The 16,085-nt window shown below is 69.8% G+C and carries 17 protein-coding genes; 4 read left to right on the plus strand and 13 right to left on the minus strand.

The window, feature by feature from the left end:
- Positions 1-58: 58 nt before the first annotated feature.
- The 11 genes from HCU73_RS14175 to HCU73_RS14225 all read right to left on the minus strand — a co-directional run bounded on the left by HCU73_RS14175 (position 59) and on the right by HCU73_RS14225 (position 9,970).
- Positions 59-1,324, minus strand: coding sequence for an NAD(P)/FAD-dependent oxidoreductase (locus HCU73_RS14175; protein WP_168624124.1), 1,266 nt, complete (start codon positions 1,322-1,324; stop codon positions 59-61).
- 82 nt (positions 1,325-1,406) lie between these two features.
- The gene (locus HCU73_RS14180) at positions 1,407-2,105 is read right to left on the minus strand and encodes a c-type cytochrome (protein WP_168624125.1); all 699 of its coding nucleotides are present in this window, start codon (positions 2,103-2,105) and stop codon (positions 1,407-1,409) included.
- On the minus strand, positions 2,102-3,199 hold the full coding sequence (locus HCU73_RS14185; protein WP_338052125.1) for a c-type cytochrome: 1,098 nt from the start codon (positions 3,197-3,199) through the stop codon (positions 2,102-2,104). The genes HCU73_RS14180 and HCU73_RS14185 overlap by 4 nt, the downstream gene beginning before the upstream one ends.
- 1 nt (position 3,200) lies before the next feature.
- The gene (gene soxC / locus HCU73_RS14190) at positions 3,201-4,475 is read right to left on the minus strand and encodes a sulfite dehydrogenase (RefSeq protein ID WP_168624126.1); all 1,275 of its coding nucleotides are present in this window, start codon (positions 4,473-4,475) and stop codon (positions 3,201-3,203) included.
- Positions 4,476-4,505: 30 nt separating this feature from the next.
- The gene (gene soxB, locus HCU73_RS14195) at positions 4,506-6,200 is read right to left on the minus strand and encodes a thiosulfohydrolase SoxB (protein WP_168624127.1); all 1,695 of its coding nucleotides are present in this window, start codon (positions 6,198-6,200) and stop codon (positions 4,506-4,508) included.
- 87 nt (positions 6,201-6,287) lie between these two features.
- Positions 6,288-7,154 carry a sulfur oxidation c-type cytochrome SoxA gene (gene soxA, locus HCU73_RS14200; RefSeq protein ID WP_168624128.1) on the minus strand — a complete coding sequence of 289 codons (867 nt, stop codon included), beginning with the start codon at positions 7,152-7,154 and terminating at the stop codon, positions 6,288-6,290.
- Positions 7,155-7,196: 42 nt separating this feature from the next.
- Positions 7,197-7,526 (minus strand): thiosulfate oxidation carrier complex protein SoxZ, encoded by a 330-nt coding sequence (gene soxZ / locus HCU73_RS14205; protein WP_168624129.1) that lies wholly within the window; start codon positions 7,524-7,526, stop codon positions 7,197-7,199.
- Between the two features lie 25 nt (positions 7,527-7,551).
- Positions 7,552-7,974, minus strand: a complete 423-nt coding sequence (gene soxY, locus HCU73_RS14210; protein ID WP_168624130.1) for a thiosulfate oxidation carrier protein SoxY — start codon at positions 7,972-7,974, stop codon at positions 7,552-7,554.
- Positions 7,975-8,014: 40 nt separating this feature from the next.
- A complete protein-coding gene (soxX, locus tag HCU73_RS14215) occupies positions 8,015-8,494 on the minus strand; it encodes a sulfur oxidation c-type cytochrome SoxX (protein WP_338052126.1) in 480 nt (159 codons plus the stop codon).
- 113 nt (positions 8,495-8,607) lie between these two features.
- Positions 8,608-9,189: a thioredoxin family protein gene (locus HCU73_RS14220; RefSeq protein WP_239025583.1), complete on the minus strand. Its 582-nt coding sequence runs from the start codon at positions 9,187-9,189 to the stop codon at positions 8,608-8,610.
- 40 nt (positions 9,190-9,229) lie between these two features.
- Positions 9,230-9,970, minus strand: a complete 741-nt coding sequence (locus tag HCU73_RS14225) for a cytochrome c biogenesis CcdA family protein (protein WP_168624131.1) — start codon at positions 9,968-9,970, stop codon at positions 9,230-9,232.
- Between the two features lie 63 nt (positions 9,971-10,033).
- Between HCU73_RS14225 and HCU73_RS14230 the strand changes: the two genes are divergently transcribed.
- From HCU73_RS14230 to HCU73_RS14245, 4 genes are all read left to right on the plus strand, one after another.
- On the plus strand, positions 10,034-10,447 hold the full coding sequence (locus HCU73_RS14230) for a thioredoxin domain-containing protein (protein WP_168624132.1): 414 nt from the start codon (positions 10,034-10,036) through the stop codon (positions 10,445-10,447).
- A gap of 148 nt (positions 10,448-10,595) precedes the next feature.
- The gene (locus tag HCU73_RS14235; RefSeq protein ID WP_239025597.1) at positions 10,596-10,898 is read left to right on the plus strand and encodes an ArsR/SmtB family transcription factor; all 303 of its coding nucleotides are present in this window, start codon (positions 10,596-10,598) and stop codon (positions 10,896-10,898) included.
- 46 nt (positions 10,899-10,944) lie between these two features.
- Positions 10,945-12,006, plus strand: a complete 1,062-nt coding sequence (locus tag HCU73_RS14240; RefSeq protein WP_168624133.1) for a YeeE/YedE family protein — start codon at positions 10,945-10,947, stop codon at positions 12,004-12,006.
- 27 nt (positions 12,007-12,033) lie between these two features.
- Positions 12,034-12,720 carry a DUF6639 family protein gene (locus HCU73_RS14245; RefSeq protein WP_168624134.1) on the plus strand — a complete coding sequence of 229 codons (687 nt, stop codon included), beginning with the start codon at positions 12,034-12,036 and terminating at the stop codon, positions 12,718-12,720.
- A gap of 81 nt (positions 12,721-12,801) precedes the next feature.
- Here the strand turns inward: HCU73_RS14245 and HCU73_RS14250 are convergent, their stop codons facing one another.
- Complete coding sequence (locus tag HCU73_RS14250; protein ID WP_168624135.1) at positions 12,802-13,587, minus strand: TIGR00266 family protein; 786 nt, start codon at positions 13,585-13,587, stop codon at positions 12,802-12,804.
- A 115-nt stretch (positions 13,588-13,702) separates the two neighbouring features.
- A complete protein-coding gene (gene ppsA / locus HCU73_RS14255; protein WP_168624136.1) occupies positions 13,703-16,078 on the minus strand; it encodes a phosphoenolpyruvate synthase in 2,376 nt (791 codons plus the stop codon).
- Positions 16,079-16,085: the final 7 nt, after the last annotated feature.

Here is a 16,085-nt window from a genome sequence, read left to right on the forward strand (position 1 = left end):
CCGCCTCCGGTTGGGTGGGGCCGCGGGCGGCGGCACGGGGCCGCCCGCGGCGGTTGCGTCAAACGAACATGTCGGTGGTGATCGCCTGGTACCAGTCGAGGCTCTCGCGGTAGGTGGCCGCGCGGACCTCGGCGGTTTCGCCGACCTGGCTGACGAAGCTGTCGACCGAGACGATGCCCTCGTCCGACGCCTCGTAGGTGGCGCCGACCTTGACGCCGTCGTCGGTGTCGATCAGCGACCAGCAGGTGTTGGCGTAGCGCGCCGGGAACTGCCGCCCGTTGGTCAGCGCCGCCACGATGGCGTTGGCCGCCACCTTGGCCTGGCTGTTGGCCGAGAAGCCCGACTTGGGCATCGCGCCCTGCTGCGCGGCGTCGCCCAGCACGGTGATCAGCGGGTCGACCCGGCTGGTCATGTCATAGGCCGACACCGGCGCCCAATTGCCGTCGGTGATGCCGGCGGCAAAGGCGATCTGGCCCGCGCGCTGGCCGGGGATGACGTTGCAGACATCCACGTTCTCCACCACGCCGTCGATCGTGACCGTCATCGCGGCCGGGTCCACCTCGAAGGTCGCGCCACCCATGTCGGGGCCGATGCGGGTGATCATGCCCGCGTAGTGGCGGTTCCAGCCGTCCTCGAACAGCGCCTGCTTGGAGAAGCTGTCCTTCGGGTCCACGATCAGGATCTTGGCCGTCGGGTTGTTCTCGCGCAGGTAGTGGGCGACCATCGACACCCGCTCGTAGGGGCCGGGCGGGCAGCGGTAGGGGTTCGGCGGCGCGATCATGGCGTAGGTGCCGCCCTCGGGCATCGCCGCGATCTGCGACCGCAGCAGCTCGACCTGGGTGCCGCCCTTGTAGGCGTGGGGCATCGCGCCCTGCGCCGAGACCGACCAGCCGGGCACGCTGCCGTCGACGAAGTCGATGCCGGGCGACAGCACCAGCCGGTCGTAGGGCACCGACGCGCCGCTGGCCAGCGCCACGGTCTGCGCGTCGCGGTCGACGCCCACGGCCCAGTCATGCACCACGTTGATGCCGTAGGTCGTGGCAAGGCCGGTGTAGCCGTGGCCGAGGTCGTCGTAGTCGAAGAAGCCGCCGAGGTAGAGGTTGCCGAAATAGCAGGTGTGATAGATCCGCTGGGGTTCGATCAGGGTCACGTCGATGGCGCCGGCGCCGTCGCGCGCGATGTAGCGCGCCGCGGTGGCCCCGCCGGAGCCCCCGCCGACCACGACCACGCGCGCGGTGGTCTGCGCCCGCGCGATCATCGGGGCGGCGAGCGCCGCGGTCAGGGCCGCGGTCGTGCCCATGAAGGTCCGTCTGGAAATGGTCATTCTCGTCCTCCCTTACGCCCGTTGGCCGGGCCGTTACGAAACTGCCGGGCCTCCTCCCGAGGCCCGTCCCCGCGATGCTAACCTATTCCGCGCTTTGGAAATAGGCGGCAAGCGCGGCGATCTCCTCGTCGCCGAGACGCCGGGTGACCATGTTCATGACCTGGTGCTCGCGGCTGCCGTTGCGGTAGGCCACGAGCCCCGCGACGAACACCGAGGGGGCAAGGCCGCGGATCGTCGGGATGTCCTCGCCGCCCTCGGCGCGATGGCAGGCGGTGCATTCGTTGGACAGGTATTCGCCGTAGGCCACGTCACCCGCGATCTGCAGGATCGCGGCGATCTCGGGGTCGACGGCGGCGGTGTCGGCCGCGGCGGCGACGCCGTCGGCCGGGCCGCCCGCCTCGCGCAGGTAGGCGACCAGATGCGCCCGGTCCTCGGCCGAGCGGATGCCGCGGAACACCATGGCGGTGCCGGGGAAATACTCGCGCGGGCCGGCGAGGAAGCGGTCGAGCGTGGCCTCGTCCCAGACCAGCCCGTCCACCCCCGCCTCGACGAGGTCGTCGGAGAAGTCGTAGCCCGCGACCGCGCCGATGGCGCGGCCGACGAGCCCGTTGAGGTGCGGGCCGACGCGGTGGACGGCCCCCTCGCCCACCATGTGGCAGGCCCGGCAGGGGCGGAACAGCGTCTCGCCCCGTGCCGGGTCGCCCTCGGCCAGCGCCGGGGAGGTCGCCGCGGCCAAGGCGGCGAAGGCGAGCGCGCCGGTGACTGCGCGCGCGCGGCTCATTCCGCGTCGCCCCCGGCGGCGCGCAGGTAGGCGATCATGGCGGCCGCTTCCTCTTCGGAGCGCAGGCCGCGGAAGGCCATCCGGTTGCCCGGGATGAACCCGCGCGGATCCATCAGGTAGGCGGTCAGCGATGCGTCGTCCCAGACCATGCCGCTGTCGCGGGCGGCCTGGAAGGCGGGCGAGTAGCGGAAGCCCTCGTGCACGCCGACGGGCGCGCCGTAGGTGTGGTTGAGCATCGGGCCGGTCCGGTTGGTCGCGCCCTCGCCGATCTGGTGGCACGAGGCGCACTGCCGGAACAGCGTCTCGCCCTGGGCGACCAGCGCCGGGTCGGGGCCGGGCGCCTCCTCGGCCACGGCCTCCTCGGCGGCGGCCTCGACGACGGCGGCCTCCTCGGCGGCGGCGGCGGCTTCGGCGGCAGCGGCCTCGGCGGCGGCGGCAGCCTCCTGCTCGGGGGTCACGTTCAGGATCGTGGCGCGGGCGGTGATCTCGACCGACTCGCGGCAGTTCTCCATGCAGGGCTCGCCGGTGAAGAGCGTGTATTCCGTCTCGGCCCGGTCATCCATGAAGAAGTTGTCCTCGTTCGGCATCGCGATCTCGAGGAAGTTCTCGTTCGACAGCTCGAAGTCGTCGTCCACCATGTCGTTGACATACATGAGGTAGGCCACGATCGCGTAGACCTCGTCGTCGGTCAGCGACTGCGCCGAGCCGTAGGGCATGGCGCGGTGAACGTAATCCCACACCGTCGACAGGTAGGGCCAGTAGGAGCCGATGGTCTTGACCGGATCCTCGCTTTCCAGCGTGCCGTAGCCGCCGGCCAGCTGCGGCCAGCGGCCGACCGCCTCGCCGAAGTCGCCGTGGCAGGCCGAGCAGAGATCCACGAACAGCTCCTCGCCGGTGTAGACGTCGCCCAAGCCGACCGGAAGGCCGGTCCCGTCGGGGCGGATGTCGATGTCCCAGGCCGCGATCTCCTCGGGGAGCGCGGTGCGGCCGAGGCCGTAGCCGCCCTCGCGCGAGGGGGCGGGGTTTTCCTGCGCCAGCGCGAAGCCCGCGGTGGCGACGACGAGGGCGGTGGACAGCGTGAACGTTTTCATCATGTTACCCGATTTCGACATTTTCCGCCTCGCCGTTCTCGTTCACGGCCCAGGTCTGGATGCCGTTGTTGTGGTAGATCGAGTTTTCGCCGCGGACCATGCGCAGCTGGTCCTTGGTGGGCTGCACGTAGCCGGTCGAGTCATGGGCGCGCGACTGCAGCAGGAGCGGCCGGCCGTCCCAGTCGAACTCGTAGTAGAAGCGGTGCATCGACTTGTCGAAGGACGGGCCCGACATGCGCGCCTGGTGCCAGGTGATGCCGCCGTCGATCGTCACGTCCACCCGCGGGATGGTGCCGCGGCCGGACCACGCCACGCCGGTCAGGACGGTCGGGCCGGGGCCATGGGTGATCGGGGCCTGCGGGCTGGGGTTGGTGATGACGGACTTGGCGTCCATCTCCCAGGTGAAGCGGCGGGCCGAGCCGTGCTCCAGCAGGTCGGTGTATTTCGACGTCTCCTCGCGGTGGTGCCAGGGCTGGTCGCCGACCTCGATCCGGCGCAGCCACTTGACCCACATGTTGCCCTCCCAGCCGGGCACCACGAGGCGGACCGGGTAGCCCTGCTCGGGGCGGAGCGCCTCGCCGTTCATCTTGAAGGCGACAAGGCAGTCGTCCATCGCCTTTTCCAGCGGGATCGAGCGGGTCATGGCCGAGGCGTCCGCGCCCTCGGGCAGGATCCAGGCCGCGTTGCCGCGCACGCCCGCCTCTTCCAGCAGCAGCCGCAGGGGCACGCCGGTGTAGACCACGTTGTGGATCATGCCGTGGGTGAACTGCACCCCGTTCAGCTGCGCGCCGCGCCATTCCATGCCGGTGTTGGCCGCGCATTCGAGGAAATACACCCGGTTCTCGCGCGGGAAGCGCATCAGGTCTTCCATCGTGAACACGAGCGGGTTGTCGACGAGGCCGTTGATCATCAGCCGGTGCTCGCCCGGCGGGATCTCGGCGATGCCGGCGTGGTGGCGCTCGAAGCACAGGCCGTTGGGCGTGATGATGCCGTCCAGCTCGTGCAGCGGCGTGAAGTTGACCGACGACACGCTGTCCGCGGTCAGCCAGGACACGTTGCGGCGCACCACATGGGCCTCGTACTGCGAGGGCATCCCGTAGGGGCGCGCGTCGACGCCGTCGCCGAGATACTGCTGCCAGGGCTGCAGCTCGGTGATCAGCGGGTCGGGCCCGGCGGCCTGGGCATGGACCAGCTTGCCGGTGGCGGCGGCGCCCGTCGCCACGGCGGCGCCGGCCAGGAACTGGCGGCGCGAGGGGGTGAACTTCGGAGTGTCGGACATCTTGCGATTCCTCTGTGCTCGGGTGCGGGCCTAGCCGCCGACCACGTCGACGGTGTTGTTGGGTTCGAGGGTGACGGTGCCCTGGGCGCGGATATGGGCCTCCACCACGTCCCAGATCGGCGGGCCCTCGGTGCCTTCGTTCACGCTGGCCCAGCCGGCGACCACGTAGTTCTGGTCGGGCTGCAGCAGCTCCCCGGTGGACAGCAGCGTCATCTCGGTGATGCGGCTGCCCTGCGGCTGGGCGATGTCGATCCGGTAGCCGAGGCCGCCGACGCGCACCATGTCGCCGCCCTGCTGGTAGTAGGCGTCGGGGTTGAAGATGTTGGCGGCCACGTCTTCCATGATCGTGTGCAGCATCTCGCCCGACATCTCGGTGCGGTAGGCGTTGGGGTAGGTCATCGCGGTGACGTTGAAGATGTCCTCGCGGGTGATGTCCTGCCCCGGCAGCACGGCGGCGCCCCAGCGGAAGCCGGGGCTGAGCGCGATCTGGGCGTCGCGCTGCGAGATCAGCGCATCGCAGATCACGTCGTCCCAGGTGCCGTTGAAGTTGCCGCGGCGGAACAGGAGCGAGCCCGCCTGCCCGATCACCTCGGACATCTCGGCGGCATAGGGCGCGCGGGTGCCGTCGACCAGCGCGGTCATGTCCGGGTCGGGCGCGATCACGTCCGAGAAGATCGGGATCAGCCGGTGGCTGAGGCCGCGCATCGCGCCATCCTGCACGTCGAGATCGACGCGGGACACGAACTTGCCGTGGCTGCCCGACGCGATCAGGAAGGTGTTGCCGACCTGCACGGGTTCGGGCAGCGCGTCGTGGGTGTGGCCCGTGAGGATCACGTCGATGCCGGGGATGTCCCGGGCGAACTGGCGATCCACGTCGAAGCCGTTGTGGGAGAGAAGGACAACGACATCGGCGCCCGCGTCACGGGTTTCCTGCACCACCTCGGCCATGCGCTCGCGGCGGAGCCCGAAGCTCAGCTCGGGGAACATCCAGCCGGGGTTGGCGATGGGCATGTAGGGGAAGGCCTGCCCGATCACGGCGATGGCGGTGCCGTTGCGCTCGAAGATGCGGTAGGGCTCGCCCACGGGCTCGTCCCATTCCACGTCGTAGATGTTGGCGCCGAGGAAGGCGGGGTTGGCGTAGTTCTCGACCAGCTCGTTCACGCGCTCGGACCCGAGCGTGTATTCCCAGTGCGAGGTCATCGCGTCGACGCCGAGCGCATTCATCAGCTCGACCATGTCCATGCCGAGGGTGCGCAGGCTGGGCAGCGAGCCCTGCCAGGTGTCGCCGCCATCCAGCAGCAGCGCGTGCGGCGCCTGCGCCCGGATCGCCTTGACCACGGTCGAGATGCGGTCGAGCCCGCCCATCCGGCCGTAGCCGCGGGCCATCGCGGTGAAATCGTCGTAGGTCAGCGCATAGTCCATCGCGCTGCCCTGCTCGATGCCGAAGCGCGCGCGGAACTCGGAGCCGACCAGGTGCGGCGGCTGGCCGGCATGGATGCCGACGCCGATGTTCACCTCGGGCTCGCGGAAGAAGATCGGCTGGGTCTGGGCGTGGATGTCGGTGATGTGGATCAGCGTCACGTTGCCGGGGCCGCCGGTGCCGATCAGGTCGTCCTGGCTCAGCACCTGCTGGGCGGCGAGACGCGACCAGTTGCCGAAGCCCGAGGCGCCGTAGAGCGCCGAGGTGGCCAGCGCGGCCTGCACGAAGTGGCGACGCGAGATCATGGGATCAACCTCAGATTTTATTCAGGTTCTTGAATATTTCACCATGCAGCCCGCCCCGGAGGTCTCCGGGGCGGGGTGCGATGGCGGTCAGTTGCGGACGGCCGGACCTTCGACCGACAGGCCGTTGCCGCGCGAGGCGACGTAGAGCTCGAGCGCCACGAACTCGGGGCTGCCGATCGCGTAGGGCTCGCCGCGGGTGTCACGGATGCAGCCGCGGAAGCGGTTGTGCACCGAGACGATGTTGGCGTTCTTGAGCCGGTAGGTCGGGAAGCCGTTGACCTGGCCCTGGCTGAGGTGATCGGCCCGGATCAGGTTGCCGTAGTTGCGCTCGTGGCAATGGGCGCAGCTCAGCTCCATCTGGCCGTAGGCGGTGTAGTAGATCTCCTCGCCCAGGGCCCAGGTTTCGGCGGCCGGCCCGTCGATGGCAACGTTGATCGTCTGGCCGCGGCCGACCGAGGCGATCAGGGCGGCCATGTTGCGCATCTCCTGGCTGTCGTAGCCGTAGGGTTCGGCCACGCCCATCCGCTCGGTCTGGCATTCGAGGATCTGCATCTCGACGGTCTGGACGGTACCGTGCTCCTCGTCCCACTGGGGATAGGTGGCGCGGACGGTCGAGAGCGTCTCGGGCGTCTCGTGGCAGGTGGCGCAGCTGTTGCCCTCGGTGCCCATCGCCGTGTTGAAGGCCTCGAGCCCCTGCTCGACGTAGAGCATCCCGGGGTTGTCGAAGTCGTCGGCCTCCATCGCCCGGGTCTCGTCGGTGCGGAACACCCAACCCGAGTAGATGGTGCTGAACACGCCTTCGAGGAACGGCGGCGGTGCGGTTTCGGTGACGATCTCGATCTCGCCGTTGATGACGAGGCTGTCCCCGGTGCGGATGTCGGCGAGGCCGACCCCGGCGGCCGCGACGGCGACAACCGCCGCCGAGACACCGCCGAGAAGCGTTTTTCTTGTCATGGCCGTGTAGTCCTCCCTTGCGACGGCTTGGTCGATGCCCGGTCAGGCGACGGCGATGTCCGCCGTGTCCGTGTAGACCGAGCCGTCATCGTCGTACCAGGTGAACTGGAACGTGCCGGATTCGTTCACCGTGGCGTCGAACTGGAAATACGGGTTCGTCGAGACCGCCGGGTCGATGGTGATGTCGATGACCATCTCGCCGTTGAACTCGCAGGTGAAGCGGTTGATGATCTGGCGCGGGATCAGGTTGCCGTCGCTGCCGCGGCGCTGGCCCGACTCCATCGGATGGCTGATCAGCGTGCGGACCGACACCGCCTCGCCGGCCGTTGCGTCGCGGGGCACGCGGACGCGGGGGGTAACATTCTCTGCCATTTTTCCTCTCCTTGTCCTGTGGTGCTCAGCCGCCGCAGCCGCCGATGGTCACGCGCACGTTCTGGCGCGCCTGCTTGAAGGTGCCGTCGGGCATGCGCGCGATGGCGACCACTTCCTGCTCGCCGGCGAGCCGGATGCGGGTCGAGGCCATCTGCGAGCCGGCCAGCGGGCCGAAGTTGAAGGTGCACACGTCCGCCTGCGGGTTGCCGGCGGCCAGCAGCATGATCGCGGCCGCGCCGGGGGCGCTTACCTCGATCGGAACCGTGTTGCCGTTCTCGGCGATCTCGGGCGCTATGAGGGTGATGCCCTCGCCGCCCATGTCGGCGCCGCCGGTGAAGGCCGCGATGGCCTCCTCGAGCTGCGCGGCCGAGGCGATGTGCGGCAGCCCGAAGAAGGCTGCGGCCACAGCCAGCCCGGTGCCGACGAATTGCCTGCGTGTCTGGGTCATGAAATCTGTCTCCTTGGTCTCGGTTGCGGAGGCGTTCCGGTCAGTAGTCGGTCAGCGTCATCAGGAAGGCGACCACATCCTCGATGTCCTGCGCGGCCAGCATCGGCTGCAGATCGGCGGGCGCGGGGCGGGTGGTGAACCCGTCGCCGGGACGCACGAAGCCGGACACCTTGTAGAAGGCCGGCATGATCGAGTCGGGGAACACCGTGTCGGCGTTCACCAGCAGGCCCCGCAGCGCCGCCTCGTCCCAGCGCGTGGCGACCCCGTCGAGCGACGGCCCGACCTCGCCGTGCCACGGCTCGTGATCGAGCGCGGTGACCTGGTGGCAGGCGAGGCAATTGCCCTGACCGCGATCGACCATGATCGCCTGGCCGCGGGCGGGATCCCCCGGGACGCCGGTCAGGCTTTCGGTGACTTCGCCGTACTCGGTCATCACCACGTCGCCGGGGGCGATGACATCGGCTTGAAGACTGGTTGCGGCCAGACCAATGGTGGCCGCCAGCAGCATCTGGCGCTTCACTTCGATTTTCCTCCCTTTGGCCGAGTCAGTGGCCTATGGTATACCGTAGCCACGTTCACCCTGCGATTGCAACAACACATTTGATTTTTTGCATGTGAACCCTGTCGCGCGGCTCAGTCGGTCGCCCCCGCCGCGGACTGCTCGGCGAACATACGGGCATGATATCGCTGGAAATCCTCGTCGCCCTGGTAGCCGTGCTCCAGCACCCAGTTCAGCATGTTGAAGGTGGTCCAGCCGCCGAACGCGCCCGGCATCGTGACCACGGCGGCCTGCGGGCCGGTCACGCCCTCGGGCACCTCCTCGGGGAAGAAGTAGATCGTGGGCGTGAACAGCAGGCCCCAGCGGCGGGTCAGCTCGCGCTCCTCCATCACCTCGCCGTCGAAGTCGGTGACCTCGGTCGAGCCGTGCATGTTGATGCGGACGAAGAAGAAATCCTCCTCCAGCATCTGCAGGATGTCGGGGCGCACCCAGACCTCCTCGTGCATCCGCGAGCAGTAGATGCAGCCGCGCTGTTCCACGATCACGGCGAAGCGCTGGCCGTTCGCGGTCGCCTCGGCCAGATCCTCGCGCAGGTCGCGGAAGGTGTCGTGCAGCCAGGGCGCGACGTGCAGCCCGTCGTCGCCGAGCTCGGCCTGCGCCGCCCCGGCCAGCGCCAGCGTGGCGCCCACGATCATCCCGGTCAGTCTTGCGAACATGGCTTGGGGCCTCCTCTCCCCGTGTCTGGTCCGGCGGTCCCTACCCGATCGTCTGGAACACCGCGAAATTGTCGATCATCCACTGCCCGATGTAGAGCAGCGCGTTGGTGGCGATCAGCACGCCGAACACGACGAGCGCGCCGCCCATCACCTTTTCCACCGTGCCGAGGTGGCGGCGGAACCGGCGCATCAGCGTCATGAACGGCCCGACGAAGCCCGCCGCCAGCACGAAGGGCAGCGTCATGCCGATGCCGTAGGCGAACAGCAGCTGCATCCCCTGCCCCGCCGTGTCGGTGGTGCCCGCCATGAACAGGATCGCCGCCAGCACCGGGCCGACGCAGGGCGTCCAGCCGAAGGCGAAGGCGAGCCCGATCAGGTAGGCGCCCCCGAGCCCGAGGTTCGCCGTGTCGCCGGGTTCGGCCCGGAGCGACCGGTTCAGCAACCCTATGCGGATGATTCCGAGGAAATGCAGGCCCATGGTGATGATCAGCGCCGCCGCGACCCAGCGCAGCACGTCCATCCATTCCCGCAGCGCCTGCCCGAACATCGAGGCCGAGGCGCCGAGGCCCACGAACACCGTCAGCACGCCGGCCGCGAAGAAGCCCGCGCCGACCACGGCGCGCACCCGTGTCGCCCGGGTGACAGTGCCGCCCTGTGCTACCTCGGCGGCACTCATGCCCCCGAGATAACTGAGGTAGAAGGGCACCATCGGCAGGATGCACGGCGACAGGAACGACAGAAGACCCGCAAGGAAGGCACCCGTCAGCGAGATATCGAACATTTTCGGCCTGCGTGGACTTCACATTCAAAAATTCATATTATTTGTGCCGTGAGAGGATCGTCAATGTTGCATCTTCAACATCTCCGTGTCGCGCTCGGGCCGCTCCTGGCGGTCGCCGGCCTTGTTTTGCTGAGCCTCCTGCCCCGCCCCGCCGCCGCGACCGACTGGACGCTGGTGATGGTCGAGCAGCACGGCTGCAGCTACTGCGCCCGCTGGGACGCCGAGGTGGCCCCCGAATACCCGATCACCCCCGAGGGCCGATTCGCGCCCCTGCGCCGCGTGAACCTGCGCGACCTGCCCGACGACCTCAGCTTTGCCGGCCGCCCGGTCTACACGCCGACCTTCGTGCTGATGGCCGACGGGGTCGAGGTGGGACGGATCGAGGGTTACCCGGGCGAGGATTTCTTCTGGGGGCTGCTCGGGCGGCTCCTGAGCCGGGGCGATGCGGCCTGGGCGACACAGGGGACCGGGGGATGAGCACGCGGGGGCTTGATTTGCTGCGCTGCAGCACCATCCTTGGGGCACAGAGGAGCCAGGGATGACCCTTCACCGCGACATGTCCACGCTCGACCCCGAGGACGAGGCCGCCGACATCGCGTCGATCCTGCCGCGGATCGACGAGCCGATGGACGACGCCACCTGGAAGCGCATCCGCGACAACGCCCAGACCGCCTCGGACTTCCTCAAGGCGATCAGCCACGAGGGGCGGCTGATGATCCTGTGCTCGCTGGCCAACGGCGAGAAGTCGGTGACCGAACTGGAAACCATGCTCGCCTCGCGGCAGGCGGCCGTGTCGCAGCAGCTGTCGCGGCTCCGGCTCGAGGGGCTGGTGACCGCGCGGCGCGATGGCAAGCAGATCTATTACAGTTTGACAGACGACCGGGCCCGCCTGATCATCGAGCGGGTTTACGAGTTGTTCTGCACCTGACCCCTCCGCCGCAGCGCCGGCCGGGTCCGGCGCCAAGGGAGGGAACATGCTCGACTTCCTGGGAGAGGCGTGGACGATCACGCTGATCGGCCTTGGCGGCGGCCTCGTGCTGGGCCTGGCCGCGCGGCTGGGCCGGTTCTGCACGCTCGGCATGATCGAGGACGTGCACTACGGCCATGACCGGTCGCGGCTGTGGATGTGGGCGGTCGCGCTCGGCACCGCGATGGCCGTGGCCTTCGGGGCCGAGGCGGCGGGGCTGATCCGGCTGCACGACGCGATCTACCTGCACAACGGCTTCACGCTGGCCGGCGCCGCGGTCGGCGGGCTGATGTTCGGCTACGGCATGGCGCAGGCGGGCAACTGCGGCTACGGGATGCTGGCGCGGCTGGGCGGCGGCGACCTGCGCGCGATGGTGATCGCGCTGGTGATGGGGGTGGCGGCCTATGTCACGCTGTCGGGGCCGCTGGCGGCGCTGCGCGCGCGGCTGTTCCCGTTCGAGCCGCACCCCGAGGCGCCGCAGGGCTGGGCGCACATGCTGGGCGACGCGACCGGCCTGCCCGCCTGGGCCATCGGCGGCGCGCTGGGCGTCGCGCTGATCCTGGGCGCGGGGGCCGCGCTGGTCCGCGCCCGGCGCTGGAAGGAACTGGTCTGGGCCACGGCGGCGGGCGGCGCGATCGCCTCGGGCTTTCTCGGCACCTCCTGGGTCGCCAACACCGGCTTCGAGCCCTGGCTGGTGCAGTCGCACACCTTCACCGCGCCGGTGGGCGACTCGATCCGATACGCCATGTTCTCGTCGGGGCTGGAGCCCGACTTCGCCATCGGCTCGGTGCTCGGCGTGCTGATCGGCGCCTTCGCCGGCAGCCTGATCCGCGACGGTTTCCGCTGGGAGGCCTGCGACGACCCGCGGGAACTCAAGCGCCAGATGGGCGGCGCGGTGCTGATGGGCTTCGGCGCGGTGATCGCGGCGGGCTGCTCGGTGGGCCAGGGCCTGTCGGCGCTGTCGCTGCTGTCCTTCCACGCCCCGGTGGTGGCGGGCGCGATCTGGATCGGGGCCTGGGTCGGGCTCCGCCAGCTGATCCTGGGGCTGGGCCTGGCGCGCACGGCCTGACCCGCCGCGAGAGGCGAAGGAGTGCCGATGCCCCTGCCCCGGCTGAGCCGGACCATCCCCCTGCTCGTGGCGCTGATCGGCGTCGGCCCGGCCGCGGCCGATGACATCGCCTGCCCCGGGGCCGCGGTGACGATCCGCGGCGCGGCCCCCGAGATCGCGGCGCGGCTCTGCGACAGCGCCGGCACGGCAATCGCCGGGCTCACGGCCTGCGGGCTGTCGCAGCGCCGCCCGATCACGGTCGAGGTCGTGCCCGTGGTCTACCACCCCTTCGCGATCTGCCTGGCCGCCTTCGACTGCGACTACGACCGGGTGCGGCTGGTGCTGCGCGACGACTATGCCGGGCTGGTGGCCGAAGACGACCCCTACGCCCTCCTGCCGCCGGACCGGCTGGTCGCGGCGCTGCTGTCGCACGAGCTGGCCCACGCGCTGGTCTGGCAGACGGCCGAGGGGCGCGCGGTGCCGCTGGTCGACCACGAATACATCGCCGCGGCGATGGAGCTGGAGGGCATGGCACCCGAAACCCGGCAGACGGTGCTGGACGCCACCGGGCTGACCGGTGCGGACGAGGGGCGGGTGAACATCAGGACCTACCGGCTGGAGCCGCGCCGTTTCGCCGCCAATGCCTGGCTGCATTTCCGCGAGGACGGCAACGGCTGCGCCCTGATCGCCGGGCTGGTCGCGGGGACGCGGAGCTTCGAGCCCGGGTCGAAGTGAGGCGCCAGCCTCTTGCAAGAGGCTGGCCAGACCCTTGCAAGGGTCTCGCAAGGCCCTTGCAAGGGCCTTGCGCCGCGCCGGTCAGCGGTCGCCGAACATGTTGCCGAGGCCGCCCAGCACCGACCCCTCGCCCTTGGACCCGCCCGGCCCCGCGGCGCGCAGGATGCGGTCGGCCAGCCGCGAGAACGGCAGGCTCTGCAGGTAGACCGTGCCGGGGCCGCGCAGCGTGGCGAGAAAGATACCCTCGCCCCCGAACACCATCGACTTGAGGTTGCCCGCGCGCTCGATGTCGTAGCTGACCGTCCCCGACATCGCCGCAAGGCAGCCGGTGTCGACGCGCAGCACCTCGCCCGGCTGCAGCTCGCGCCGGATCACCGTGCCGCCGACATGGATGAAGGCCATCCCGTCGCCGCGCAGCCGCTGCAGGATGAAGCCCTCGCCGCCGAAGAAGCCCACGCCCAGCTTGCGCTGCAGGGCGATGTCGGTCGTCGTCCCGAAGGCCGCGCAGAGAAAGGCGTCCTTCTGGCAGATCAGCTCACCGCCCACGGCGGCCATGTCCACGGGAATGATCTTGCCCGGGTAGGGCGCGGCGAAGGCGACGCGCTTCTTGCCCTGCCCGCCGTTGCGGAAATGGGTCATGAAGATCGACTCGCCCGTCAGCACGCGCTTGCCGACCGACAGGAGCGAATCCATGATCCCGCCCGAGGGTCGCGCCCCGTCGCCCATCCGGGTCTCGAAGCCGATCCCGTCCTCCATGTAGTTCATCGCGCCCGCTTCCGCGATGACGACCTCGCCGGGGTCGAGCTCGACCTCCACGATCTGCATGTCATCGCCGAAGATCTCGTAGTCCACCTCGTGGCATCGCATCGGCAGGGTCCCCTGTTCCGCAATCATCCCGTTGCACGGCGGGCGCCTGCCCCCGGCACAGGCAGCATAGGCCCGCGGCGCGCGCCGGGAAACGGGGTCGGGGCGGCGGGAATCCCTACCCTTTCTCGGCCTCGGCCACGTTGCGCTTCACGTCGAGGAAGCTGTCGGGCGTGACCGAGATCGAGTCGATCCCGGCCTCGACCAGCAGCCGGGCAAAGGCCGGGTCGTTCGACGGCGCCTGCCCGCAGAGCCCGATCTTGCGCCCCGCCGCCTTGGCCCGCGCGATGGCCTCGCGGATCATCCACAGGACCGCCGGGTCGCGTTCCTTGAACACATGCGCCAGTTCCCCGCTGTCGCGGTCGACGCCGAGGGTCAGCTGGGTCAGGTCGTTCGAGCCGATGGAGAAGCCGTCGAAGCGCTCGGCGAACTCGGCCGCCCGGATCACGTTCGACGGGATTTCCGTCATCACGTAGAGCTGGAGGCCATCCTTCCCCCGTTCCAGCCCGTGGCGTGCCATCACCTCGGCCACGCGGTCGGCCTCCTCGGGCGAGCGGCAGAAGGGCACCATGACGACGGCGTTGTCGAAGCCCAGCTCGCCCCGGAGCCGCCTCAGCGCCGCGCATTCCAGCGCAAAGCCCCGTTCGTAGAACTCGGAATAGTAGCGCGCCGCGCCGCGCAGACCGATCATCGGGTTCTCTTCCTCCGGCTCGTAGAGATGCCCGCCCAGAAGCTCGGCGTATTCGTTCGACTTGAAGTCCGACAGCCGGATGATGACCGGGTTCGGATACCAGATCGCCGCGATGCGCCCGAGCCCGCGGGCCAGCGTCTCCACGAAATACTCGGTGGGGGTGGCGTAGCCGCGGGTCAGCTCGGTGATCGCGTCCCTGACGCCCGCGTCCGCCAGCGTGGCGTGGTCGAGCAGCGCCAGCGGGTGCGCCTTGATGACGTTCGAGATCAGGAACTCCATCCGCGCAAGCCCCACCCCGTCGGCCGGCAGCCGCCACCAGCGCGTCGCGGCCGAGGGGTCGGCCACGTTCAGCATCACCTTGGTCCGGGTCTTCGGGATCGCGTCGAGGCTGATGTCCTCGGTCGAGATCTCGCCGATCCCATCGTAGATCGTGCCCTTGTCGCCCTCGGCGCAGGAGATCGTCAGGTCCTGCCCGTCATGCAGCACATGGGTCGCCGTGCCGGTGCCCACGATGGCGGGCAGGCCCAGCTCGCGGCTGACGATGGCGGCGTGGCTGGTGCGCCCGCCGTGGTCGGTGACGATGGCCGCCGCCCGCTTCATGATCGGCACCCAGTCGGGGTCGGTGATCGAGGTCACCAGCACCGAGCCGTCGACGAACTTGTCGATGTCGGCCGCCGACTGGATCAGGCAGGCCCGCCCCGCCGCCGCCGCGTTGCCGACGCTGAGCCCCTCCAGCAGCTTGGGCCCCGCGGGCTTCACCGTGTAGGACTGCAGGACAGTGCCCGACTTGCGCGACTGCACCGTCTCGGGCCGGGCCTGCACGATGTAGAGCTCCTGCGTGATCCCGTCCTTGGCCCATTCCATGTCCATGGGCAGGCCGTAGTGGTCCTCGATGGTCACGGCCATGCGCGCCAGCTCCAGCACCTCGGCATCCGTCAGGGTAAAGCGCGCGCGCTCGGCCTTCGACGTGGGCACGTTGCGCGTGGCCGGCTCGCCCGGCCGCCCGTGGATCATCTTGATCTCCTTGGCGCCCAGGTCCTTGGCCACGATGGGCGCGAGGCCCGTGTCGGCGAGGAAGGGCTTGAAGACCATGAACTCGTCGGGGTCGACGGCGCCCTGCACCACGTTCTCGCCCAGGCCCCAGGCCCCGGTGATGAGCACGAAACGGTCACAGCCGGTCTCGGTGTCGATCGAGAACATGACGCCCGAGGACGACAGGTCCGAGCGCACCATCATCTGCACGCCGATGGACAGGGCGACCTCGGAATGGTCGAAGCCCTGCACCCGGCGGTAGCTGATCGCCCGGTCGGTGAAGAGCGAGGCGTAGCAGCGCCGGCAGGCCGCGATCAGGGCCTCCTCGCCCACCACGTTCAGGTAGGTCTCCTGCTGGCCGGCGAAGCTTGCGTCCGGCAGGTCCTCGGCGGTGGCCGAGGACCGCACGGCGACCGACGGCGCCGCCTGCCCCAGCCGGGCGGCGAGGTCGCGGTAGGCGGCGCGGATGTCGGCGGCCACGTCCTCGGGCCAGTGCCCGCGCAGGAAGGCCGCGCGGAGCGTGCCGCCCACCTCCTGCAGGCTGGCGCGGCCGGCCTCCAGCTCGGCCACCTGCTCGGCGATCACCGCGCCCAGCCCGTTCGCCGCCACGAAGGCGCGGTAGGCGTCCGACGTGGTGGCAAAGCCCGGCGGCACCCGGATGCCCTTGGCGCCGAGGGTCGAGATCATCTCGCCCAGCGACGAGTTCTTGCCGCCGACCAGCGCCACGTCCTCGCGCTTGAGCGCCTCGTACCAGATCAGGTTGGCCGGCATCGCTGTC

Source organism: Roseicyclus persicicus (assembly GCF_012395815.1).
GTDB lineage: Bacteria > Pseudomonadota > Alphaproteobacteria > Rhodobacterales > Rhodobacteraceae > Roseicyclus > Roseicyclus persicicus.